This is a genomic window from Rhizobium sp. AG855 (assembly GCF_003610655.1).
GTDB classification, from domain to species: domain Bacteria; phylum Pseudomonadota; class Alphaproteobacteria; order Rhizobiales; family Rhizobiaceae; genus Allorhizobium; species Allorhizobium wuzhouense.
In genome coordinates this window covers 564,551-585,532 of sequence record NZ_RAQG01000003.1, presented here as the reverse complement: position 1 = coordinate 585,532, position 20,982 = coordinate 564,551, and the positions used below count along the sequence as shown (strand labels likewise).

The 20,982-nt window shown below is 63.1% G+C and carries 24 protein-coding genes; 12 read left to right on the top strand and 12 right to left on the bottom strand.

All coding sequences use genetic code 11. The features are described 5' to 3' along the window. The first annotated feature begins 164 nt into the window (after nt 1-164). From DFO46_RS02785 to DFO46_RS02770, 4 genes are all read left to right on the top strand, one after another. A complete protein-coding gene (locus DFO46_RS02785) occupies nt 165-1,454 on the top strand; it encodes an MFS transporter (protein WP_110791712.1) in 1,290 nt (429 codons plus the stop codon). Continuing rightward, on the top strand, nt 1,451-1,645 hold the full coding sequence (locus tag DFO46_RS02780; RefSeq protein ID WP_110791710.1) for a DUF1192 domain-containing protein: 195 nt from the start codon (nt 1,451-1,453) through the stop codon (nt 1,643-1,645). The genes DFO46_RS02785 and DFO46_RS02780 overlap by 4 nt, the downstream gene beginning before the upstream one ends. 361 nt (nt 1,646-2,006) lie before the next feature. Further along, complete coding sequence (locus tag DFO46_RS02775) at nt 2,007-2,522, top strand: DUF1465 family protein (RefSeq protein WP_110791709.1); 516 nt, start codon at nt 2,007-2,009, stop codon at nt 2,520-2,522. A 144-nt stretch (nt 2,523-2,666) separates the two neighbouring features. Beyond that, on the top strand, nt 2,667-3,734 hold the full coding sequence (locus DFO46_RS02770) for a patatin-like phospholipase family protein (protein ID WP_110791707.1): 1,068 nt from the start codon (nt 2,667-2,669) through the stop codon (nt 3,732-3,734). A 75-nt stretch (nt 3,735-3,809) separates the two neighbouring features. Here DFO46_RS02770 and rpmE read toward each other — a convergent pair whose 3' ends face one another. Then, complete coding sequence (gene rpmE, locus DFO46_RS02765) at nt 3,810-4,031, bottom strand: 50S ribosomal protein L31 (RefSeq protein WP_110791705.1); 222 nt, start codon at nt 4,029-4,031, stop codon at nt 3,810-3,812. A gap of 199 nt (nt 4,032-4,230) precedes the next feature. Between rpmE and DFO46_RS02760 the strand changes: the two genes are divergently transcribed. Further along, nucleotides 4,231-6,033 (top strand): ABC transporter transmembrane domain-containing protein, encoded by a 1,803-nt coding sequence (locus tag DFO46_RS02760; RefSeq protein WP_120276257.1) that lies wholly within the window; start codon nt 4,231-4,233, stop codon nt 6,031-6,033. A gap of 31 nt (nt 6,034-6,064) precedes the next feature. On the opposite strand, the gene DFO46_RS02755 is transcribed toward DFO46_RS02760, so the two are convergent. The 7 genes from DFO46_RS02755 to DFO46_RS02725 all read right to left on the bottom strand — a co-directional run bounded on the left by DFO46_RS02755 (nt 6,065) and on the right by DFO46_RS02725 (nt 14,098). Continuing rightward, nucleotides 6,065-7,711 (bottom strand): FAD-binding dehydrogenase, encoded by a 1,647-nt coding sequence (locus DFO46_RS02755; protein ID WP_120276256.1) that lies wholly within the window; start codon nt 7,709-7,711, stop codon nt 6,065-6,067. Nucleotides 7,712-7,805: 94 nt separating this feature from the next. Then, on the bottom strand, nt 7,806-8,837 hold the full coding sequence (locus DFO46_RS02750) for a peptidoglycan -binding protein (protein WP_110791700.1): 1,032 nt from the start codon (nt 8,835-8,837) through the stop codon (nt 7,806-7,808). Continuing rightward, nucleotides 8,838-9,878, bottom strand: a complete 1,041-nt coding sequence (locus DFO46_RS02745) for a flagellar motor protein MotA (RefSeq protein ID WP_110791698.1) — start codon at nt 9,876-9,878, stop codon at nt 8,838-8,840. 121 nt (nt 9,879-9,999) lie between these two features. After that, a complete protein-coding gene (locus DFO46_RS02740) occupies nt 10,000-10,800 on the bottom strand; it encodes an inositol monophosphatase family protein (protein WP_120276255.1) in 801 nt (266 codons plus the stop codon). Nucleotides 10,801-10,939: 139 nt separating this feature from the next. After that, nucleotides 10,940-12,205 (bottom strand): DUF4010 domain-containing protein, encoded by a 1,266-nt coding sequence (locus tag DFO46_RS02735; protein WP_120276254.1) that lies wholly within the window; start codon nt 12,203-12,205, stop codon nt 10,940-10,942. Nucleotides 12,206-12,248: 43 nt separating this feature from the next. Next, on the bottom strand, nt 12,249-13,442 hold the full coding sequence (locus tag DFO46_RS02730) for a tetratricopeptide repeat protein (protein ID WP_120276253.1): 1,194 nt from the start codon (nt 13,440-13,442) through the stop codon (nt 12,249-12,251). Between the two features lie 8 nt (nt 13,443-13,450). After that, nucleotides 13,451-14,098 carry a thiamine phosphate synthase gene (locus DFO46_RS02725; RefSeq protein ID WP_120276252.1) on the bottom strand — a complete coding sequence of 216 codons (648 nt, stop codon included), beginning with the start codon at nt 14,096-14,098 and terminating at the stop codon, nt 13,451-13,453. Nucleotides 14,099-14,201: 103 nt separating this feature from the next. On the opposite strand from DFO46_RS02725, the gene DFO46_RS02720 reads away from it, so the two are divergent. Both DFO46_RS02720 and DFO46_RS02715 read left to right on the top strand, forming a co-directional pair. After that, entirely contained in the window at nt 14,202-14,978 is a 777-nt protein-coding gene (locus DFO46_RS02720) for a sulfite exporter TauE/SafE family protein (RefSeq protein WP_120276251.1), read from the top strand. Nucleotides 14,979-15,045: 67 nt separating this feature from the next. Further along, complete coding sequence (locus DFO46_RS02715) at nt 15,046-15,306, top strand: metalloregulator ArsR/SmtB family transcription factor (protein ID WP_110791690.1); 261 nt, start codon at nt 15,046-15,048, stop codon at nt 15,304-15,306. 154 nt (nt 15,307-15,460) lie between these two features. On the opposite strand, the gene DFO46_RS02710 is transcribed toward DFO46_RS02715, so the two are convergent. Then, nucleotides 15,461-15,637 carry a DUF465 domain-containing protein gene (locus tag DFO46_RS02710; protein ID WP_110791689.1) on the bottom strand — a complete coding sequence of 59 codons (177 nt, stop codon included), beginning with the start codon at nt 15,635-15,637 and terminating at the stop codon, nt 15,461-15,463. Between the two features lie 233 nt (nt 15,638-15,870). Between DFO46_RS02710 and DFO46_RS02705 the strand changes: the two genes are divergently transcribed. The 5 genes from DFO46_RS02705 to DFO46_RS02685 all read left to right on the top strand — a co-directional run bounded on the left by DFO46_RS02705 (nt 15,871) and on the right by DFO46_RS02685 (nt 18,778). Further along, nucleotides 15,871-16,074, top strand: coding sequence for a YdcH family protein (locus DFO46_RS02705; protein ID WP_110792165.1), 204 nt, complete (start codon nt 15,871-15,873; stop codon nt 16,072-16,074). Nucleotides 16,075-16,091: 17 nt separating this feature from the next. Next, on the top strand, nt 16,092-16,592 hold the full coding sequence (gene purE, locus DFO46_RS02700) for a 5-(carboxyamino)imidazole ribonucleotide mutase (protein WP_110791687.1): 501 nt from the start codon (nt 16,092-16,094) through the stop codon (nt 16,590-16,592). Beyond that, nucleotides 16,589-17,653, top strand: coding sequence for a 5-(carboxyamino)imidazole ribonucleotide synthase (locus tag DFO46_RS02695; protein ID WP_120276250.1), 1,065 nt, complete (start codon nt 16,589-16,591; stop codon nt 17,651-17,653). Before purE ends, DFO46_RS02695 begins: the two co-directional genes overlap by 4 nt. A 177-nt stretch (nt 17,654-17,830) precedes the next feature. Next, entirely contained in the window at nt 17,831-17,956 is a 126-nt protein-coding gene (gene ykgO, locus DFO46_RS02690) for a type B 50S ribosomal protein L36 (protein WP_062279996.1), read from the top strand. Nucleotides 17,957-18,070: 114 nt separating this feature from the next. Continuing rightward, nucleotides 18,071-18,778, top strand: a complete 708-nt coding sequence (locus DFO46_RS02685) for a hypothetical protein (protein WP_120276249.1) — start codon at nt 18,071-18,073, stop codon at nt 18,776-18,778. 54 nt (nt 18,779-18,832) lie between these two features. Here the strand turns inward: DFO46_RS02685 and DFO46_RS02680 are convergent, their stop codons facing one another. Genes DFO46_RS02680 through DFO46_RS02670 form a run of 3 tightly spaced genes read right to left on the bottom strand, consistent with a single transcriptional unit; the run spans nt 18,833 to nt 20,918 of the window. Continuing rightward, nucleotides 18,833-19,117 carry a YciI family protein gene (locus DFO46_RS02680; protein ID WP_120276248.1) on the bottom strand — a complete coding sequence of 95 codons (285 nt, stop codon included), beginning with the start codon at nt 19,115-19,117 and terminating at the stop codon, nt 18,833-18,835. Nucleotides 19,118-19,125: 8 nt separating this feature from the next. Beyond that, nucleotides 19,126-19,746, bottom strand: a complete 621-nt coding sequence (locus DFO46_RS02675; protein ID WP_120276247.1) for an aminotransferase class IV family protein — start codon at nt 19,744-19,746, stop codon at nt 19,126-19,128. Continuing rightward, nucleotides 19,731-20,918 carry an aminodeoxychorismate synthase component I gene (locus DFO46_RS02670; RefSeq protein ID WP_120276246.1) on the bottom strand — a complete coding sequence of 396 codons (1,188 nt, stop codon included), beginning with the start codon at nt 20,916-20,918 and terminating at the stop codon, nt 19,731-19,733. Before DFO46_RS02670 ends, DFO46_RS02675 begins: the two co-directional genes overlap by 16 nt. Between the last annotated feature and the right edge of the window lie 64 nt (nt 20,919-20,982).

Below are 20,982 nucleotides of genomic sequence, written 5' to 3'. Positions count from 1 at the left end.
CGGCCTGTCACGCAACCAGCCACAACGCTGTCACTTTTGCCCGCCACAGACTGTTCCCGCAAGCCCGGCGGGGTGTTCAGACAACGGTAGGAAGATGGGACTAATATAATGGTTCCGTGCCGAAGACTGCAGGCTCGCCCGAACCCCGATCGATGAAAAAGACCATGAGACGCAATCTCCTGCCCGTAATGGCCCTTCTTCTGGGCACGCTCTTCCTGTTTCTCGGCAATGGCCTTTATGGTCTGCTGCTGCCGGTGCGCGGTGCGGCTGAAGGTTATTCCAACGAAGTGCTCGGTCTTCTCGGCACCTCCTGGGCGACAGGCTTCGTGCTGGGCTGCTTCGTCGCGCCAAAACTCGTCATGCGGGTCGGCCATGTGCGCGCCTTCTCCACCTTCGTCTCGCTGATTTCGGTCATCGCACTGTTGAGCGGGATCATCATCGATGCGGAATGGTGGATCGTGCTGCGCGCGATCACCGGCTTCTGCACGGCCGGCACCTCGATGATCATCGAGAGCTGGCTGAACGAGCGCGCCACGAACGAAAGCCGCGGCGCAATCTTCTCCTTCTACATCTCGATTACCCTGATCGGCGTCGTCGGCGGCCAGATGCTGGTCGGCGTCTTCGATCCCACGACCACCATCCTCTTCATGATCTGCGGTATCGTCTATGGCGTCGCCGTCATGCCGACCACCATGTCCACGGCAGCCTCGCCGCAGCCGCTGAAGTCACTGAAGCTCGATCTGCCGCTGATCTATCGCAACTCGCCGGTCTCCTGTGTCGGCATTCTGCTGATCGGCATCGCCAATGGCGCCTATGGCACGCTGGGTGCCGTCTTCGGCACCCGGGTCGGACTGGACGCGGCGACCATCGCCACGCTGCTTTCGGTCACCATCTTTCTCGGCGCCATCATGCAATTCCCGGCCGGCAAGCTTTCAGACCGCATCGATCGGCGCTACGTGCTGGCCGCCCTCTCGGCGCTCGCCGCTTTTGCCGCCGTCGCCCTCGTCTTCATCGAGCCGACCAGCGCGACCTGGATCTTCATTCTCGTCGGCATCTATGGAGCCGCCGCAAACGCCCTCTACCCGATCGCGGTTGCCCATGCGAACGACTTCGCCAAGCCGGACGAGTTCGTGAAGGTCTCCGGCGGCTTGCTGCTGCTGTTCGGCGTCGGCACGATCATAGGCCCGACGCTCGGCGGTCCGGTCATGACCGCAGCCGGGCCCTACTCGCTGTTCACCGTCACGGCCCTTGCCCATCTCTCGATCTCGGCCTACGCGATCTACCGCAGCCGTCTGCGCGCTGCGATCCCGGCCGTTGACCGCGAAAACATGCCGAACCTGCCGATCAGCGCCTCACCGCTCAGCACGCCGGAAAGCCTCAGCCTCGACCCGCGTGCAGCGCCGCTGCCCGAACATGATGACGAGCCCGAAGAGCGGGAAGGAGCAACCGCATGATCGCAGAAGAAGAACCGCGCAAACCGGCAACGGTCCACCAGATCGGCTGCGATCTGTCGGCGATATCCGCCGATGAACTGCACCACCGAATCGCGCAGCTGGAAGACGAAATCGGCCGAATCAGAGCCGAGATCATCCGCAAGGATGCGAGCCGAAAAGCCGCCGACAGCCTGTTTGGCCCGAAAGTATAGACAGTCTTCACTTGCGCCTTGGCGAGTTGCGCACCGGAAAGAACCACTTTTCGCAGTTTCGTTTACTTGGCGTTAAGCCTTTTGAGGGAAACTATGTTCATCCAGACCTTCTGGACTCAGGCAGTTTCACCTCATGGCGATGGTCTGATTTTCTCCCTGTTTTACCTTAAGAGCCGCATTTGCGGCTCTTTTTTTGCCTAAGGCTCAGGCCGGTGGCAAAATTGTGGGAATTAACCCTTCCTTAAGTTTCGCCTTGCGCATTTGGGGTAATGATTGCATCGTGGCCTCACCAAATGGGGCAGGAACAAGATCGTATCGCTCTCGTTACATGCCATAGTGATGCGTTTACAGGGAAACATCCATGTCTGAGCTCGGTATGAATACGGTCAGCTTTGCCGGTCGTGCGGCAGCATCCAGCCAGTTCAAGGCGACCTATGCCGAGGGCATGGGGCTGGTCGAAGAAACGGCCGCCTTCCTCGATGGCCCGGGGCGCGCCGCCGCCAAGGTCCTGCCACGCCAGGCCTCGGTTCTGTACGCCGCCGAATCCATGCGCCTGACCACCCGCCTGATGCAGATGGCCTCGTGGCTGCTGCTGCAGCGCGCCGTCAACAACGGCGAGATGAGCCGCGATCAGGTTCTCTCGGAAAAGAGCAAGGTTCGCCTGGACGGCTTCAACGTCGACCGCAACGCACCCGGCTGGAACGACCTGCCGGAAGCCTTCCGTGATCTCGTCGAGCGCTCGCTGCGCCTGCAGAACCGCATCGCCCTGCTCGACCGCGAAATCTACCGCCCTGCCGAAGAAGAGTTCCTGCCGGACAACGAAAACAGCGTCCAGGCTCAGCTCAACCTCCTGCGCACCGCATTCAACGCCGGCTGAACCAGCCCGCGACAGCACCACCTTCCAGCCGGCCTGCTTCTGCAGCGCCGGCTTTTTTCTGCCATCTCGAACGGAATTGATTGCACTAGGCGTATTTACAACTTTAGAGTTTGTGCGACACTTCCGAAAAAGGAGGAGGAGCGCATGACCAAGTTCATTCTTTCGATCGACGGCGGCGGTATCCGGGGGACGATCCCCGCTGCTGTTTTGACTGTACTCAAGCAGAAACTCGAAAAACGCGACAAGCGGCTGCCTTTGCATCGCTACTTTCACATGATCGCCGGCACGTCGACCGGCGCCATCATCGCGGCGGGCTTGGCGTGCCCCAAGCCGGGCAAAGCGAAGGAAGCAGCCGCCGATCCGGAAACCCTGCTCGCCCTTTACAAGACGAAGGGCGCGCAGATCTTCGACATCGGCCTGTTCCGAAAACTGGCCAATTTTGGCGGCCTCTTCGAGGAACGGTACGACGCGCAGGCGCTCGAAACCATCCTGCGACAGATGCTGGGCGAGAAAACTGAAATCAGGGACGCGCTGACCAAGATCCTCATCACCGCCTATGACATCCATGCCCGCCGGGCGGTTTTCATGACCAATGCCGATCAGGACAATGCGCGCTTTCTGGCCTGGCAGGCCGTGCGCGGCTCGTCGGCCGCCCCCACCTATTTCGAACCGGCGCTGGTCGAGGATCTGGCAAGGGAAAGCCATGGGCAGATCCCGGCAATCCCCTTGATCGACGGCGGTGTCTTTGCCAACGACCCGGCCATGGCCGCCTATGTCGAGGGCAGCAAGCTCGGCTGGCGCGACAATGGCGACAAGATCGTCATCCTCTCGCTCGGTACGGGATCGGCGAACCGCAAGATCCCCTACCAGCAGGCCAAGAGCTGGGGCGCCGGCGGCTGGATCAATCCGGCCAACGACACGCCGCTGATCTCGGTGCTGATGCAAGGACAGTCGAGCACCACCTCTTACCAGCTCAACAAGCTGCTCAACAGCGAACCGCCACGGTTCGCCGACGGTGCCACCGTGGTCACCACGGACAATCGAAAGTCGCTGGATTACTTCAGGCTGGACGCGCCTCTGGTGGGCGTCAACGATGCGCTGGACGATGCCACACCCGACAACATCGCGAAGCTTGAGCGCTTCGGCCTTACGCTGGCCGAAAAACACGATCTGGCACTTGAGGAAATCGCCGACCGCCTCTCCGCCATCTGAGTCGCTTTCATCGCTCCAGAACGAAAAAGCCCGGCGCGAAGGCCGGGCTTTCCGTATGCAGATCGTGCAAGACGATTAGAGGCCGAGGCCGCCGAAACGCTTGTTGAACTTCGAAACGCGGCCGCCGCGGTCCAGCATCTGCTGGTTGCCGCCGGTCCAGGCCGGGTGCGACTTCGGATCGATTTCGAGGTTCATCACCGCGCCTTCAGAACCCCAGGTCGAACGAGTCTCATATTCGGTGCCATCGGTCATGACGACCTTGATGACGTGGTAGTCGGGATGGATGGAAGCCTTCATCGCTTTGTTCCTGCTGTGCCGTGGGGTCCATTTGCCGCAATTGCGTCAGCGGGACCTATTCAATAGACAAAGCCGCAGTCCTATGGGCTACGGCTTCCCAATTCGATGCCGTGCCTATACATGAAGGGCGCAGGGATAACAAGTGCCATGGCATCAAAGCCTGACAGCCCTTGTGAAGTGTAAGCAGGAGCATGACAGAGTGACCGTGGAAGCCGAAAACACCGAGAAGAAACGCCGCTCCCTGAAACCGCTTGCCGACCTCTTTCCCTATCTCGCCCGCTACAAGGGTCTGGTTGCCGGCGCGCTTGCCTTCCTCTGTCTGGCGGCCGTGACAACGCTTGCCCTGCCGATTGCCATCCGCCGCATGCTGGATCATGGCTTCAACGCCTCCGACAGCGAATTCATCAACAAATACTTCGCCATGATGATCGTCATGGCGCTGGTCCTCGCCGTCGCAAGCGCCCTGCGCTATTACTATGTCATCACCATCGGCGAACGTGTCGTGGCCGATCTGCGCAGCGATGTCTTCACCCATGTGACACGCCTGTCGCCGTCCTTCTTCGACATCAACCAATCCGGCGAGATCGTCTCGCGCCTGACCGCCGACACCACCCAGCTGAAATCCGCCGTTGGCGCCACGGCATCGCTCGCGCTCAGGAATTCCATTCTCTGCCTCGGCGCCATGGTGATGATGATCGCCACCAGCCCGAAACTGTCGATCATGGTGCTGGCAGCGATTCCCGTCATCGTCTTTCCGCTCGTCGCCTTCGGGCGCTCGGTGCGCAAGCGCTCGCGTGCCGCCCAGGATACGCTGGCCGACGCCTCCTCCTATGCCGGCGAGGTTATCGGGGCCGCCCGCACGCTGCAGGCCTTCAACGCCGAGGATGCCGCGCGCGGCCGCTATGTGACCGCTGTCGAAAGCGCCTATGAGGCCGCCCGTTCCGCCATCAAGTCGCGCGCGCTGCTGACCGGCGTCGCCATCTCGCTGGTCTTCGGCAGCGTCGTCGGCGTGCTCTGGTATGGCGCCCAGAGCGTTCTGGCCGGCACCATGACCGCCGGCACGCTCGGCCAGTTCCTGCTCTATTCGCTGATTGCCGCCGGTTCGCTCGGCACGCTCTCGGAAGTCTGGGGCGAGATGTCCCAGGCAGCCGGCGCAGCAGAACGCCTGCATGAACTCTTGGCCGAACATCCTGACATCGCGGCCCCGGCCAATCCGGTCGCCCTGCCGAACCCGGCGCGCGGCAGCATCGATTTCGAATCGGTGCAGTTCTCCTATCCCTCGGCCAAGACCAAGTCCGCCCTGAACGGCCTCTCCTTCTCCGTCGCGCATGGCGAAACGGTGGCGATCGTCGGCCCCTCGGGCGCCGGCAAGAGCACGATCTTCTCGCTGATCCTGCGCTTCTATGACCCGGCCTCCGGCACCATCCGCCTCGATGGCGTCGATATTCGCGAGGCAGACCCGCAGGCCGTGCGCGCCCGCATCGCGATTGTCCCGCAGGATACGACGATCTTCGCCTCTTCGATCCATGACAACATCGCCTTCGGCACGCCGGGCGCCACCCGCGCCATGGTCGAGGCGGCGGCCGACGCCGCCCAGGCAAGCGAATTCATCGGCCGGCAGGAGAACGGCTTCGACACGCTGGTCGGCGAACGCGGCATCACGCTGTCGGGCGGCCAGCGCCAGCGCATCGCGATCGCTCGCGCGCTGCTGCGCAACGCCCCGCTGCTGCTGCTCGACGAGGCAACCTCGGCACTCGACGCCGAAAGCGAAACCCTGGTCCAGAAAGCGCTCGACGGCCTGATGCGCGACCGCACCACGATCGTCATTGCCCACCGCCTGGCAACGGTCTTGAAGGCCGATCGCATCCTCGTCCTGGATGACGGCCGCATCGTCGAGCAAGGCACCCACCAGAGCCTGATCCAGCAGGGCGGCCTCTACGCCAAACTCGCGCGTCTACAGTTCGAGACGGGCGGCCGCGACTTTACCGCAGCGGCCCAATAAACCCACGACATCCGGCCAACATCGCGGGGCCTCACCGCCCCGCGTTTCGCCCCGCCACCCGGCCGGAGAACAGGCAGCCGCCGAGGAACGTGCCCTCGAGCGCATTATAGCCATGCATGCCGCCGCCGCCGAAGCCTGAGACTTCGCCGGCCGCATAAAGCCCCGGCACCGGCATGTTTTCGCGGTTGAGCACGCGCCCCTCCAGATCGGTATGCAAGCCCCCCAGCGTCTTGCGGGTGAGAATATGCAGCCTGACCCCGATCAGCGGGCCGGCAGCGGGATCGAGCAGCCGGTGCGGCTTCGCCGTGCGCATCAGCTTGTCGCCGAGATAGTTGCGCGCACCCCGGATCGCCGTCACCTGGGCATCCTTGGAGAAGCGGTTGCCGATCTCCCGGTCCCGCGCTTCGATCTGGGTCCGCAGATGATGCACGCTCAGCCGATGTTCACCGGACAGCTCGTTCATGCCGACGACCAGATCTTCGAGCGTATCGCGCACGACGAAATCCTCACCCTTGTCCATGAAGGCCTGAACGGGACCTGGCGGGTTCTTGCCCAGCCGCTGGAGCAGCAACGGAATGTCCCTGCCCGTCAGATCCGGATTCTGTTCAGAGCCGGAAAGCGCAAACTCCTTTTTGATGATCGCCTTGTTCAGGATGAACCAGGAATACTCATGCCCCCGCGCCCGGATCGCCTTCAGCGTCGCAAGCGTATCGAAGCCCGGCATGGCGGGTGGCTGAAACCGGTTGCCTTCGGCATCGCACCAGAAGGAGGACGGACCGGGCAGAATGCGGATGCCGTGGTTCGGCCAGATCGGGTCCCAGTTCTTCAGGCCCTCGGTATAGTGCCACATGCGGTCGCCATTGATGATCTCGCCGCCGGCTGCCTGCGTGATCGCCAGCATCCGGCCATCCACATGGGCGGGCACGCCGGCGACCATGGCCTTGGGTGCCGGACCGAGCCGTTCGACCGGCCAGCTCTTGCGCACGAGATCATGATTGCCGCCGATGCCACCCGAGGCGACGATGACAGCATCAGCCGCAACTTCGAAATCACCGATGACATTGCGTGAACTGGAGCCGCCGCGAACGGTGGCATCCCCTGCCAGCACCACGCCGGCGCAACCGGTCACGACCCCGTTGCGCACCGAAAGCCGGTCCACCTGATGACGAAAGAGGAAGGTCAGTTTGCCGGCATCCGCCGCCACTGTCGCCCGCCTGACGAAGGGGGCGATCACCCCCGGCCCCGTGCCCCAGGTGACATGGAAACGCGGCACGGAATTGCCGTGACCGTCGGCAAGCGCGCCGCCCCGCTCCGCCCAGCCGACGACGGGAAACCAGCTGATGCCCTGCGACTTCAGCCAGGAGCGCTTTTCTCCGGCGGCAAATTGCAGATAGGCTTCGGCCCATTGGCGCGGCCAGAAATCCTCCGTCCGGTCAAAACCGGCCGACCCGAACCAGTCCTGCCGGGCAAGGTCCAGACTGTCGCGGATCCCCATGCGGCGCTGTTCGGGGCTATTGATCAGGAACAGCCCACCGAGCGACCAGAATGCCTGGCCGCCGAGATTCTGTTGCCCCTCCTGATCGATCACGCAGACCTTGAGCCCTCGGTCCACAGCCTCGGTCGCGGCCACAAGGCCAGCCAAACCGCCGCCGATCACGACGATGTCGAACTGCTGCATGTCACCCTCCCGAAGCGCCATGTCTTACCTTTACGCGCACGTAACTCACCGCGCAAGTTACCCGAACGGCAAAGACCGATCGGATTGAGGCTGTTCAGCGTTCGGTGAGCTTCAGCTCGATACGTCTGTTCTGGGACAACACGTCGGGCGTATCCCCCTCGGCAATCGGCTGAAACTCGCCAAAACCGGCGGCAACCAGCCGGTTGGCGGGAACACCTTTCGAGATCAGATACTTGACCACGGAGGTCGCGCGCGCCGAGGAAAGCTCCCAGTTGTCGCGGTAACGACCGGTGCCGGTGAGCGGCGAAGCGTCGGTGTGGCCGTCCACTCGCAAGACCCAACTTATCTCGGCCGGGATTTCCTGCGCCAGTTCGAGAAGGGCAGCAGCCAGCTTGTCCATTTCCGCCTGCCCGGCAGCGTCGAGTTCCGCACCGCCGACGGGAAAAAGCACTTCCGACTGGAAGACGAAACGGTCGCCGACGATGCGGATGTTTTCGCGATCCGACAGGATCTCACGCAACCGTCCGAAGAAGTCCGAGCGATAGCGGTTCAGCTCCTGCACTCGCTGGGCAAGCGCCACGTTCAACCGCCGGCCGAGATCGGCAATCTTCGCCTGGGACGACTGGTCTTTGGCTTCTGATGCCTGCAGCGCCTCTTCGACAGCCGCGATCTGGGCACGAAGGGCCGCGATCTGCTGGTTCAACAACTCGATCTGGCTTGCGGCGCGGGCGCTGACCTGCTTCTCCGCCACCAGCTCCTCGTTCAGCCGGCCGACCTTCGCATTTGCTGCATCCGCAGACCCCGTTCCGCTGTCGAGCAGTTGCTGCAGCCGGGAACGCTCGCTTTCCGAAATCGAGAGTGACGATTGCAGGGCCGCAAGCGTATCTTCGAGATCCTGCTTGCCGCTCTTCTCCAGAGCCAGAAGATTGGTCAGTTCGGCAATCTGGCTGTTCAGCCGGTTGAGCACCTCGTCCTTGCCGGAGATCTCGCGGCTGAGGATGAACTGCGCCAGCACGAAGACCGTGAGAAGGAACATGATGGCGAGCAGCAGTGTGGACAGGGCATCGACGAAGCCCGGCCAGTAGTCGACGGTGCGCTCCCTGCGCCGGTTGCGCCCGAGCGCCATTTACTTGGCCCCGCCGATCTTGTCGTTCAGCCGGTCGAGCGTCTTGCGCATGGCGCGGGCGTCTTCCTGCTGCGCTTCGATCCAGTCGCGCAGCATCTGCTGCTCGTTGCGCATGTTCTTGACGAGACCCTGAATGCCTTCGGCAAGGCCGGCAATGGCGGCCACCGAACGGTCGCCGCCGGCAGCGCCCTCGCGATTGGCAAGCTTCTGGATCTCCGCAACGAGCGAACGGATGTCTTCCGCCGCAACCGCGCCGTCGGCATCGACAGCAACCGGCCGTTCGGAATCGAGATCCGTCACCGACGACAGCCAGTTTTCCAATTCGACGTAAAAGCGGTTCTGCGCACGTCCCGCCTGGAGGTCGAGGAAGCCGAGGATCAGCGATCCGGACAGGCCGAGCAGCGAGGAGGAGAACGCCGTGCCCATGCCCTGGAGCGGCGCGGTAAGCCCCGATTTCAGCGCCTGCAGCACGTCGTTGCTGTCGCCGGATGCCGGATCGAGCGACTGGATGACGTCGTTGATCGAGCCGATCGTGCCGAGCAGACCCCAGAAGGTGCCGAGCAGGCCGAGAAAGACGAGAAGGCCGATGAGATAACGCGTGGTATCGCGGGATTCGTCGAGACGCGTGCCGATGGAATCGAGGATCGAGCGAAGCGCCGTCGTCGAGATCGCCATGGACCGGCGCCCGCCGATCAAGGCGCGCATCGGTGCGAGCAGCCTGGGATCGCGCCCGACCCGCTCCGCATTGTCGCCGGCGGCGCGGAAATTGTTGAACCAACGAACTTCCGGGCGCAACGCCCAGACATGGTTGAACACCAGGATGATGCCGACGGCGAGAACACCGAGGATCAGGCCGTTCAGACCGGGATTGGTGACGAAGGCCGCGTGAGCCTGCCGATAGAGGATTGCTGCAATGAAACAGACGATGATCAGGAAAATGACCATTGTCGTGAAGAAGGGCATCGGGCTGGAGAGTTTCTGACCGTAGTCTCCCGGACGGGTCACCCCGACTTCCAGGTCCTCCACCTTCACTTTCGCCATAATAAGCACGTCCTCCGAAGAATCTTGAAGCGAAGGCTAGTGGAAAATTGAGACGAATTGAAGCCGAAGCGTCAGGGGAATTTCACCACCCTGACGCGTGCCGACCGATGCCGGTCTCGGATCAGGTCTGCGGCACCGGACGGTTCACGACCTCTTCCAGCGCCTTGCGGATATATTCGTTGCCGGCCAGCACGGTGCCGTTCTCGAACATCTCCTGGGCGCCCTTCATGTCCGAGACGAAGCCGCCGGCCTCCTTGATCAGCAGCACGCCGGCTGCGATGTCCCAGGCGTTCAGCTGGGCTTCCCAGAAGCCGTCCAGGCGGCCGGCCGCGACATAGGCGAGGTCGAGGGCTGCCGCCCCCATGCGACGCACGCCGGAAACTTCATTCATCACGTGGCGCAGTTCGACGAGGAACTTGCCATGCTGACCACGGCCGAGATGCGGAACGCCGCAGCCGATGACGCAATCGGACAGCACCTTGCGGGCGCCAACGCGGATGCGGCGATCATTGAGGAACGCGCCACCGCCCTTTTCCGAGGTGTAGAGTTCATCGGCCGCCGGATTGAAGATCACGCCCGCAACGATCTCGCCATTGCGCTCGAGCGCAATCGAGACGGCGAACTGCGGAATGCCGTGCAGGAAGTTGGTCGTGCCGTCGAGCGGGTCGACGATCCAGCGATGCGCGCCGTCGGTGCCCTTGATCTCTTCGCTCTCCTCGCCAAGGAAGCCATAGGTCGGACGGGCCTTCAGCAGCTCCTCGCGCACGATCTTCTCGGCGCGGAAATCGGCCTGCGAAACGAAGTCGCCCGGGCCCTTCACCGAAACCTGCAGGTTCTGCACTTCGCCGAAATCGCGCGCCAGCGACTTGCCGGCCTTGAGCGCGGCCTGGACCATGACGTTGAGAAGGGCGGAGCGGGCCATAGAGCGTATTCCTTAAGATTGGATGGTCGCCGGAGAGCGGCGAGGATGCAGCACGCGAGAGCGCGGCGATTGGCGGGTTCAAGACCACAAATAACGCCGGAATTCAAGGGGCAAAGCCGCCGATCGCCCTGCAACGGGGTCAAGGCAGCTGCGCCACGAACGCCGCGATGAGCCCGGCCGCGATGGCAAGGGTGGTCGCCAGGGCGAGCATCAGCAGGAAAGACCGGCTGCCGGTCGCCGCACCATAGGCGACCTTTGCCACGAGATTGGCTGCGACCGCGATACCGATCGCATTGATGGCAACGGCTGTCGTGAGTTGCGCCGCCATGCCAGCGACGGTCACAGTCGCTGCATCGACATCGGCGAGCGCCGACAGTGCGGAAACCACGTAAAGCCCCCCGTCACCGAAGATCTGGCTCGATGCGCGGGCGACAAAGGCGACCACGGTGATCAGGAGCGCCATCTTCACCACCTGGATCAGCTCGAACGGATTGGCAGGCGGCTCTGCCCCTGCATGCGAGACGTCACGACGGATGAAGAGAACCGCACAGGCCATCATCACACCGCCGGAAACCAGAAGCGGCGGCAGCAAGGCGGAAACGAGCGAGGGGGCCAGTGCCGCGACCAGAAGCCCTGTGCGTACCAGCGACACGGCCCCGGCGGCAACTGCACCACCGGCCGCTGCCTGGGCCGGCATGCCGGAAACGCTCTGCCGCGCGAACGTGACCGTCGTTGCGGTCGATGACACGAGACCGCCGACGGCGCCAGCCACAAGATAACCCTGACCGCTGCCGAGCAGGCGGACAGCGACGTAACCAATGAAGGAGACCGAGGCGAGCAGGATCACCAGGATCAAAAGACTGCGCGGCGACACGCCTCCGAAAGGACCATAGGGTGTCGCCGGGATCAGCGGCAGCAAGACGAAGCTCATTGCCAGGAGAACCACCGCTGAGCGCAATTCCACCCAGGTCAAACGCCGGATGGCCCCATGCAGGAATTCACGGCTGGCAAGCACGGTGACAATCGCCGCACCGCCTGCGGACGCGATGACCGTATCCCCCAGCACGGCGAGTGCACCGAGTGCGAAAGTCGTGATGGCGGCAATCACGGTCGTCGCGCTGACGCTGTGTTCGGCGCGCGCCTGGATCAGCGCGAAGCGCAACATCACCACGGTCAAGGAAAGAAGGAAGGCGGCAACGATCAGTCCAGGTGCGGGTGTGCCGCCGATCGCAGTCTCCAGAAGCCCGGCCAGTCCGCCGGTCATGCCGATCAGCGTAAAGGTACGGATACCCGCTGTGCGCGCGCCTTCCGGTTCGGCGCGATCACGCCAGTGTCTCTCCACACCAACAGCCGCGCCGATGGCGATTGCAAGCCCGATCCGCTGAAACAGGTCGACGAGATCCATGCACGGTGCCCTCCCCTCAAGGCACAGGCGTGCGGCACGCGCCTCAGCTCCGACGGAACCGGTTGGCGCGATCGATCGCCTGCTTTTGCTGCTCTTCGTTCAGGCCGAGATAGAAGTCTTCGAGTGTCGGATCCTTCAGACCCGCACGGCGTGACAGAACATACCACTTGGCCGCCTCGACCGGATTGGGCGGTGTCCCAAGCGCATTGATATAGACATGCGCCAGCCGGTTCTGTGCCACCACATTGCCGCGCTTGGCGGCAATCGACAGCCAACGATAGCCCGCCTCGTAGTCGCGCGGGCCGTTGACGCCATTGACCAGCCACAGGCCCATGTCGAGCTGCGCGGTATCGAACCCCGCCTTGGCGGCGCGCTCCATCCATTCGCGGGTACGCTTCTTCTTGTCCGGCGGCACGTCCTTCAGCACGGAATAGATCTGGGCCAGGGCATATTGCGCATCGGCAATCCCCTGCTCCGCCGCCTTTTCGTAATAGGGCATGGCAAGCGTCAACCCGCGCACACCCGGATTTTGCGACACCAGGATCTGTGCCCAGTTGAACTGCGCCGACCCGTTGCCGCCATCGGCGGCCTTCTTCATGTAGTCGTCGGCCTTGGCCTTGTCGCGCTCGACCTCGCGGCCTTCCATCAGGAGCAGGGCATATTTGAACATGGCGGACGTATCGCCGCCCTGGGCTGCCTGGGCATACCAGAAGGCGGCGCCCTTCGGGTCACGCTTCACGCCGAGCCCGCGCGACATGATCTCGGCAAGCAGCGTCTGGGCGGCCGGATCGCCGAGTTGCGCACGCGGCAAGGCCTTGTCGACGGCGGTCAGGAACAGCCCGCGCTGGAATGCGCCGTAAGCCTCGTCCGCTTCACCGGTGAAAGGCTTTTCCGGCGGCAGATCCGGCAGCGGAGCGCCCATGCGCAGATAGATGTTGATGCCTTGAAGCGCGTCGTCACCCTTGGCGCCGGCGGTCACCTTGCCACCTTTGACCGGTGGCGGGGCCGCGTTTTTGCCAGCACGGTCGAGCGTCGTTGCATCGCCAGTGGCGCTGTCGTCGCGCTTGCCGCGATCGATATCGCCCGCATCGGAAGGATTGGCAGGCAGAATGGCCGGCGCATTGCCGATCGCCACACCGTCCTCGCTCTCCTGCGCCATCACCGGCGTGCCCGCCGCAAGGCAGGCCCCGGTCAGTATGGCAAGAATCAGGCTGCGGGACGTGAAAGATTGGCGCATCCCGCGGTTCAATCCGCAAACCGTGGCGCTTTTTCGTCAAGCTCGGCATTCACCCGCGCAACGATCGCCGCAGCATTGGCCGGGTCTTCGAAGACAGCCTTGCCGAGGGCGACGAATTCCACGCCGGCTTCGGCAACGGCGACGGCAGACGACGGGTCAGCGCCGCCCATGACGATCGCCGGGATCTCGATCATCGCCGACCACCATTCGCCGAGCGCGACATTCTTCGAATGCGCTTCCGGCTTGATGTCGCCATCAAGCTTGCCAAAGAAGATATAGTCCGGCTGCGTCTCGCCGACCTCGAGCGCATGATGCCGATCCATGGCATTGCCACCGCCGACGATGAGCTTCGGCTGGTGTTTCTCCACGGCCTCGGCCAAGGCTTCGGCATTGCCGGTGATATGCAGGCCATCGGCCTTGACCCGACCGGCGACACGGCTGTTGTCGACGATGAGCGCCGCAGCCCCCGCCTCCTGGATCACAGGCACGAGCAATTCGGCATGTTTCTGGAACTCGCCGTCATCCAGCCCGTATTGCGGGATGATGACGGAGGCCACGTCTCCGCCGCGCAGCGCATTGGCCACCGTTTCGCAGCGCATAGCCGGATCGGCAATGTCAGGGACGATGAGGACGAGGCGGCAGCGGTCTTCGGTCATGCGGCTATATCCGTTTGCGGGACATTTCCACGACAGCGGAATTCGTCCTCGTTTTATCTCGATAAATCCGATAGACCGCTCTTCCGAAAGGATCAACCGATCAATGCTGACAGACCCGAACTTCTATGCCGTCGCCATTCCCGCTGTCGCCCTGGTTGGCCTGTCCAAAGGAGGGCTTGGAGGTGCTTTCGCCCTGATCGGGGTTCCCCTGCTGGCGATCGCCGTGCCGCCCATGCAAGCCGCGGCGATCTTCTTGCCGATCCTCCTGGTGATGGACGCGGTCGCGCTCTGGGCCTGGCGCCGCCACAACAACCGGGCAACGCTCTTCGTCATGCTGCCGGGCGCCATCATCGGCATCATTCTCGGCTGGGCGACGTCGACGCTGGTCTCGCCGAATGCCATGCGCCTCGTTCTGGGCGGCATCTCGCTGATCTTCGCGCTCCGCTATTTCATCGAAAGTTATGCCAGCCGGGATGGCGTCGAAAAGCCGGCGGCACCGGAACGTCCCGTTGCGGGCTCCTTCTGGGGCGCGCTCGCCGGTTATTCCAGCTTCGTCGCCCATGCCGGCGGCCCGCCCTTCCAGGTCTACACCCTGCCGCTGAAGCTCGATCCGAAGACCTATACCGGCATGTCGACCCGCTTCTTCGCCATCCTCAACGCCATCAAGGTCATCCCCTATTTCGCTCTCGGCGAACTCGACAGCACCAATCTGACCTTGTCGGCCATGCTGCTCCCAGTGGCGCTCGTCTCCACGCTGATCGGCGCCAAGGTGGTGCACTACATGAAGCCGAAGATCTTCTATCCCCTGATGTATGGCATGGTCCTGATCGCCGGCGCGAAACTCTTCTACGACGGCAGCACAGGCCTCATGGGCCTGTAGTCTCCTTCCCTTGCTGCACCGCACATCGGCGCTTGCCGGATGCCGGCCTTTGACATAACGTTCGCCCATGACGAACGCGGATCCTTTCACGGCGATCGCAGACCCGAACCGGCGGCATATCCTCGAGGATCTGCGCCGGGGCGCGAAAACCGTGAACGATCTGGCAAGCCGCCTACCGATCAGCCGTCCCGCCGTCTCCCAGCACCTGAAGGCCCTGCTCGATGCCGGGCTTGTCGAGGTGACCGCCGAGGGAACCCGCCGCTTCTACAGCGTGAGAAAGCCGGGCTTCGACCGCATGAACATCTGGCTCGACCAGTTCTGGTCCTGACCACGCCTCCTTTTCCCTGAATTCCAGGCAAAGAAAAGCCCCGAAGTCCTTGGGAACTCCGGGGCGGGGGAATGGTAGGGCTGCTTCATGAATACATCGGGATCTCTGGGAGGCCGCAGGGGCAATTGGATCCCGGCGCAGCCGGCATGGAAGGTTAGTGGCGGGTGGACGCCCTCAGGCGCTCCATTTCATCTTTGAGGCGCAGTTTCAGACGCTTCAGTTCGGCGATCTGCCGGTCGTCGACGGAGGGGGATGCCAGCGCGTCATGGAGCTGGTCTTCCAGTGCACCATGCTTCTTCTGCAGCGAGTCAAGATGAGCCTGTATGGTCATTTGATACGTCCTTCCTTGTCGCCTACCTCCAGCCCTCATCCGCTGGAGTTTCAGGCTTTACGAAAGTAATGTGACACGAGAAATGCGGTTTGTCGAAGGCGATTTCGTGATTTCGACCCCTGAAAATGAGGGACAAGGATAACTTCCCGTTACCGGTATTTGATGATAGGAGCTTGCGCGAATCCAACGGCCATCCTTAAACGGTGAGCCACAGGGCGAAGATGGGGAACAAGATGGCCGATCAGGAACAGGCTGACATCCGGCTCTCGCTGGCGCGGCTTCGCCAGGAGCACGAGGACTACGACGCGGCAATCAATGCGATGATCGCGACCGGCTGTGAAGCCCTCAGAATCCAGCGGATGAAGAAGAAGAAACTGGCACTCAAGGACCGGATCACCGCGCTCGAGGACCAGATCATTCCCGACATCATTGCCTGAGCCAGAAGGACGTGAGCATGACAGCTGACTGCCCGCCCGTCGCCATCATCATGGGAAGCCAGTCCGACTGGGAAACCATGAAAAACGCCGCAGACACGCTCGATGCGCTCGGTGTTTCCTACGAGGCGCGCATCGTTTCGGCACATCGCACGCCCGACCGGATGTATGCCTTTGCCAAGGGCGCACGCGATGAAGGCTTCCAGGTGATCATCGCCGGCGCCGGCGGTGCGGCCCATCTTCCTGGGATGGTGGCCTCGCTGTCGCCCCTGCCGGTCTTCGGCGTGCCGGTCCAGTCGAAATCCATGTCCGGCCTCGACAGCCTCTATTCCATCGTCCAGATGCCGGCCGGCATTCCGGTCGGCACACTCGCCATCGGCCGTGCCGGCGCGGTCAATGCCGCCCTGCTTGCGGCGCGCGTTCTCGCCCTGCATGACGAAGAACTCACCGACCGCCTCGATGACTGGATCGCCCGACAGGCGGCAGCGGTTGCCGAATACCCCATGGACGAGACCCCATGACTGTTCGCACGATCGGCATCATCGGCGGCGGCCAGCTCGGCCGCATGCTGGCCATGGCGGCCGCCCGCCTCAACTTCCGCACGGTGATCCTCGAGCCGCAGGCGGACAGCCCGGCAGCGCAGGTCGCCAACCGGCAGGTCACCGCAGCTTATGACGATCCGGCAGCGCTTGGTGAACTGGCTTCCCTCTGCGACGTCGTCACCTATGAATTCGAAAACGTCCCCGTCTCGGCCGCCGAACATCTGGCACGAAGCGTCCCGGTCTATCCGCCGCCCAAGGCGCTGGAAGTCGCTCAGGACCGCCTGACGGAAAAACGCTTCCTCAATGCCTCAGGCATCGAGACCGCGCGCTTCCATGCCGTCAATAGCCAGGCAGAACTGGAGGCAGCCCTTGCCGATTTCGGCGGCGAAGGCGTGTTGAAGACCTGCCGGCTCGGTTACGACGGCAAGGGCCAGAAGGTCTTCCGCAAGGGTGACGCAGCCGACGGCGCCTATGCGGCCCTCGGCTCGGTGCCGCTGATCCTCGAAAGCTTCGTGCCTTTCGTGCGCGAAATCTCGATCATCGCCGCCCGCAGTCTCGACGGCCAGGTGCGTTGTTACGACCCGACGGAAAACGTCCATCGGAACGGCATCCTGCACACCTCGACCCAGCCCGCCGCGATCACGCCGGAAACGGCGACAGCCGCCCGGGAAGCAGCGACCAAGCTGCTGGATGGCCTGGCTTACGTCGGCGTCGTCGGCATGGAGTTCTTCGTGCTCGAAGACGGACAGCTGATCGCCAACGAGATCGCGCCGCGCGTCCACAATTCCGGCCACTGGACGGAGGCTGCCTGCATCGTCTCGCAGTTCGAACAGCACATCCGCGCCGTCGCCGGCCTCACGCTTGGCGACCCCGTCCGGCATTCCGATTGCGTGATGACGAATCTGATCGGCGACGACATCGATTCTGTCCCCGGCTGGCTCGCCAGGCCGAACGTGCTCGTCCATCTCTATGGAAAGACGGAAGCCCGTCCTGGCAGAAAGATGGGCCATGTGACGGAAATCCTGCCTTTCCGCGACTGATAAGCCGGGTTTTTTAGCCTTTTCGGCGGGGCAAATGCCGCCGGACCGGTTGACAGGCAGGCCTCCCTCGGGCTAATTGCCGCCAACTCTTCAAGGGCGCGCCCGGCGGCGCGCTTTTGATTGTTTCAGACAGTGGGTGAATGACACATTCCCCGACAATCGTTGTGGACCAGAAAAATGAAGATCAAGAACTCGCTGAAAGCGCTTAAGGCCCGTCATCGCGACAACCGTCTGGTTCGCCGCAAGGGTCGCGTCTACATCATCAACAAGGCAAACCCGCGCTTCAAGGCCCGCCAGGGCTGAGGTCTCCCGGATCCGCAAGGGTCCGGTTGCCATGCAGGTTACCCGCCATCAAATGGCGTGTTGATATCGCAGATTTGAATTTGAAAGACGGCGCTGAGGGATTACCTTCCCTGTATGCGCCGTTTTTCTTTGCGACTCGCCCAGAGCCTCCTGTTCCTGTCTGCTGTGGTCGTCTCGGGCCATGCGGCGGCACAGGCGCCAGACCAGCCCATTCCGCAGCAGCCAATGCCGCAGCAGCCGATGCCGGGCCCGCCGGCGCTGGAGCAGCCGACGCCCCCTGCCGCGACCGTCCCGCCGCCGGCACAGTCTGCCATCGAACAGGTCCCGCTCGCCGCACCGCAGCCCGAAAGCATCGACGAGATGCTGGCCCGGCTGAAGCGCGAGCGCAATCCGGACGCCGCCCGCGTCATTGCCAACGCCGCCATGGCAGCCTGGAGCGAATCGAAAAGCCCGACCGTCGATCTTCTGATGCAATGGTCCGCCAAGGCCGCCGCCGAGAAGCGCAATGCCGCAGCACTCGATTTCGTCGACCAGGCGATTACCCTCAAGCCCGATTTCGTCGGCGCCTGGAACCAGCGCGCCACGCTGCATTTCACCATGGGCAATTACAAGAAGTCGGTCTCAGACATCGAGAAGGTGCTGGAACTCGAGCCCCGCCATTTTGGCGCGATCGCCGGCCTCGCCGGGATCCTGACCGAACGCGGAAGCAAGGAAGGCGCCCTGCACGCCTGGGAACGGTATCTCGAGGTCTATCCGGCCGACCATGAAGCCCAGGAGATTGTCTCGAAGCTGTCGGAAGAACTCGCCGGCCAGCGCACCTGATTCACGCGTATTGCACGGCAAGGCGGGAACGCCAGCGCGGCCTGGCGCCTGCCGTCAGTCCTTCATCAGGGCCAAGCCCTCTGCCGTCCGCGTCACCGTGATCTCCGTGACGTCATACACTGCGACACCCTCGACCGTGAAAGGATCGGCCGCGACATAGGCGTCGATTTCCGCACGGTCGCCCTTGGCGAGCACAACGCCGCCGGTCCGCGGGTTCTTCCGGCCTGACGCCAGGAACATGCCGCGCTCATAGCCGGCATTGACCCAGTCCATATGCGCCGCCATGAAACGGTCCGCCTCCTCGATCGGCTTCACATAGGTCAGGGAGAGGATGAACATGGATGGTCCTATTCGATGAGTTCAGCGCGGATCAGTCCGCGCAGGGAGTTGCCGACAAAGAGCTTGCGATGGCTGAGGTCGGATAGCTTCAACACCTCGCCACGGGCCCTGCGCTCGCGGATCAGTTCGGCCCGAAGTACGCCGGGCAGCAGACCGCTGGTCAGCGGCGGGGTCAGCAGCGTGCCATCGGCAGCCTCGGCGAAGATGTTGGTGATCGTGCCCTCGCAGACTTCGTCGCGCTCGTTGAGCAGGATCACCTCATCCGCCTCGTCCTTGGTGAACTCCGCGCGGGCCGCCTCATAAGGCTCACGGCGGGTCGTCTTGTGACGAAAGAGGCTGTCCTCCGATTGCAGCCGCGTCTTCGCAACCTTCACCCGCCAGACCGCCTCTTCGGCTTCGGCAATGTAAGGGCTCGTGGTGATCTCGATCTTCCCGCGAAAGCTCATCACCAGGCGCACGCGCAGCGGCGTGTCGCCGGAGACTTCCTTCTCCAGTTTGCCACGCGCATCCTGCGGCTGGCGAAAACCGAGCGCGTCGGCAGACCGTGCAAGCCGGCGCAGATGCTGGTCGAGCCTGAGGAAGCCCGCATCCGGCTGCCACCGCATCGTCTCGATCAGCGAGAAATCCATTGATCCCCCAGGGCAAAACGGGCCTTCAAGAGGCATTCCTGATACTCGGCCTCTGCCTTCGAATCGAAGACGATGCCGCCGCCGACATTGAAGACTGCCCGACCGCCCTTGAAAAGGGAGAGGGTGCGAATGGCCACGGAAAAACGCATCGGTCCTTGCGGATCGCACCATCCGATCGCGCCGCAATAGACGTCGCGGGGACCGGCCTCCAGTTCATGCAGAATGCGCATCGCCCACATCTTCGGCGCACCCGTCACCGAGCCGCAGGGGAAGAGGGCGGCGATGATCTCGGGCAGCCCGACGTCGGGCAACAGCTTTGCACGGACATGGCTCACCATCTGGTGCACGGTCGGATAGGTCTCGATCACAAAAAGCTTCGGAACCGACAAGGTGCCGACTTCGGAGATCACCGAGACGTCGTTGCGCAGGAGATCAACGATCATCCGGTTTTCGGCCTGGGTCTTCTCATCGTCCAGCATGGCCGCGATGATCGCCGCGTCCTCCTCGGGCGTTGCGCCGCGCGCCGCCGTGCCCTTCATCGGCCGGGTCTCGATGAAGCCGTCTTCATCGACGGAAAAGAACAGTTCCGGCGAGCGGGAGAGAATGACGGGATCACCGAAATCGATGAGGGCGCCATAATGCACCGGCTGGCGCCCGACCAGCGACCAGAAGGCGGCACGCGGATCGCCCGACCAGCGGGCTTCCACGGGCATGGTCAGGTTGGCTTGGTAACAGTCCCCCTTGCGCAGGTGCTCATGCAGGCGCTCGAAACGGGTGCGATAGGCATCAAAGTCCCAACCGGCGCGCGGCTCGCTGAGAAAGGGCGCATTCGGAATGTTGGATGGCGGCTGCGCCAGAGGGTGATCGGCCGGGGCCGGACCGTCGAATATGCCGATCGCGATGAGCGGTGTATCCCGCCCCTCGACGATGAGCGGCGCAAGCTTCTCCTCGAAGGCGAAACCGGCTTCGTAGGAAAGATATCCCGCCAGCCATTTCCCGGCCCGCCGGGCGCGCTCCAATCTTTCGATTGTCGGCTTGATCTCGTCCGCCCTGCGCACGACGACGAGGTCCTGCGGATCTGCGAACAGCAGGCTCCGGCCTGTCTTGTCGTCACGAAAAAGGGCATGGAGCGCCGACGGCGCATCGATCGGGGAAAGCAGGCTGTCGTCCATGCCGGTGTCTTCGCATATCGGGCGAAGCGCGACAACCAGACACCCGTCATGGCGCGTCGCGAAC

Coding starts and splice junctions, on each gene's coding strand:
- DFO46_RS02785 (WP_110791712.1), top strand. CDS start 165: ATGAGACGCAATCTCCTGCCCGTAATGGCCCTTCTTCTGGGCACGCTC.
- DFO46_RS02780 (WP_110791710.1), top strand. CDS start 1,451: ATGATCGCAGAAGAAGAACCGCGCAAACCGGCAACGGTCCACCAGATC.
- DFO46_RS02775 (WP_110791709.1), top strand. CDS start 2,007: ATGTCTGAGCTCGGTATGAATACGGTCAGCTTTGCCGGTCGTGCGGCA.
- DFO46_RS02770 (WP_110791707.1), top strand. CDS start 2,667: ATGACCAAGTTCATTCTTTCGATCGACGGCGGCGGTATCCGGGGGACG.
- rpmE (WP_110791705.1), bottom strand. CDS start 4,031: ATGAAGGCTTCCATCCATCCCGACTACCACGTCATCAAGGTCGTCATG.
- DFO46_RS02755 (WP_120276256.1), bottom strand. CDS start 7,711: ATGCAGCAGTTCGACATCGTCGTGATCGGCGGCGGTTTGGCTGGCCTT.
- DFO46_RS02750 (WP_110791700.1), bottom strand. CDS start 8,837: ATGGCGCTCGGGCGCAACCGGCGCAGGGAGCGCACCGTCGACTACTGG.
- DFO46_RS02745 (WP_110791698.1), bottom strand. CDS start 9,878: ATGGCGAAAGTGAAGGTGGAGGACCTGGAAGTCGGGGTGACCCGTCCG.
- DFO46_RS02740 (WP_120276255.1), bottom strand. CDS start 10,800: ATGGCCCGCTCCGCCCTTCTCAACGTCATGGTCCAGGCCGCGCTCAAG.
- DFO46_RS02735 (WP_120276254.1), bottom strand. CDS start 12,205: ATGGATCTCGTCGACCTGTTTCAGCGGATCGGGCTTGCAATCGCCATC.
- DFO46_RS02730 (WP_120276253.1), bottom strand. CDS start 13,442: ATGCGCCAATCTTTCACGTCCCGCAGCCTGATTCTTGCCATACTGACC.
- DFO46_RS02725 (WP_120276252.1), bottom strand. CDS start 14,098: ATGACCGAAGACCGCTGCCGCCTCGTCCTCATCGTCCCTGACATTGCC.
- DFO46_RS02720 (WP_120276251.1), top strand. CDS start 14,202: ATGCTGACAGACCCGAACTTCTATGCCGTCGCCATTCCCGCTGTCGCC.
- DFO46_RS02715 (WP_110791690.1), top strand. CDS start 15,046: ATGACGAACGCGGATCCTTTCACGGCGATCGCAGACCCGAACCGGCGG.
- DFO46_RS02710 (WP_110791689.1), bottom strand. CDS start 15,637: ATGACCATACAGGCTCATCTTGACTCGCTGCAGAAGAAGCATGGTGCA.
- DFO46_RS02705 (WP_110792165.1), top strand. CDS start 15,871: ATGGCCGATCAGGAACAGGCTGACATCCGGCTCTCGCTGGCGCGGCTT.
- purE (WP_110791687.1), top strand. CDS start 16,092: ATGACAGCTGACTGCCCGCCCGTCGCCATCATCATGGGAAGCCAGTCC.
- DFO46_RS02695 (WP_120276250.1), top strand. CDS start 16,589: ATGACTGTTCGCACGATCGGCATCATCGGCGGCGGCCAGCTCGGCCGC.
- ykgO (WP_062279996.1), top strand. CDS start 17,831: ATGAAGATCAAGAACTCGCTGAAAGCGCTTAAGGCCCGTCATCGCGAC.
- DFO46_RS02685 (WP_120276249.1), top strand. CDS start 18,071: ATGCGCCGTTTTTCTTTGCGACTCGCCCAGAGCCTCCTGTTCCTGTCT.
- DFO46_RS02680 (WP_120276248.1), bottom strand. CDS start 19,117: ATGTTCATCCTCTCCCTGACCTATGTGAAGCCGATCGAGGAGGCGGAC.
- DFO46_RS02675 (WP_120276247.1), bottom strand. CDS start 19,746: ATGGATTTCTCGCTGATCGAGACGATGCGGTGGCAGCCGGATGCGGGC.
- DFO46_RS02670 (WP_120276246.1), bottom strand. CDS start 20,918: ATGGACGACAGCCTGCTTTCCCCGATCGATGCGCCGTCGGCGCTCCAT.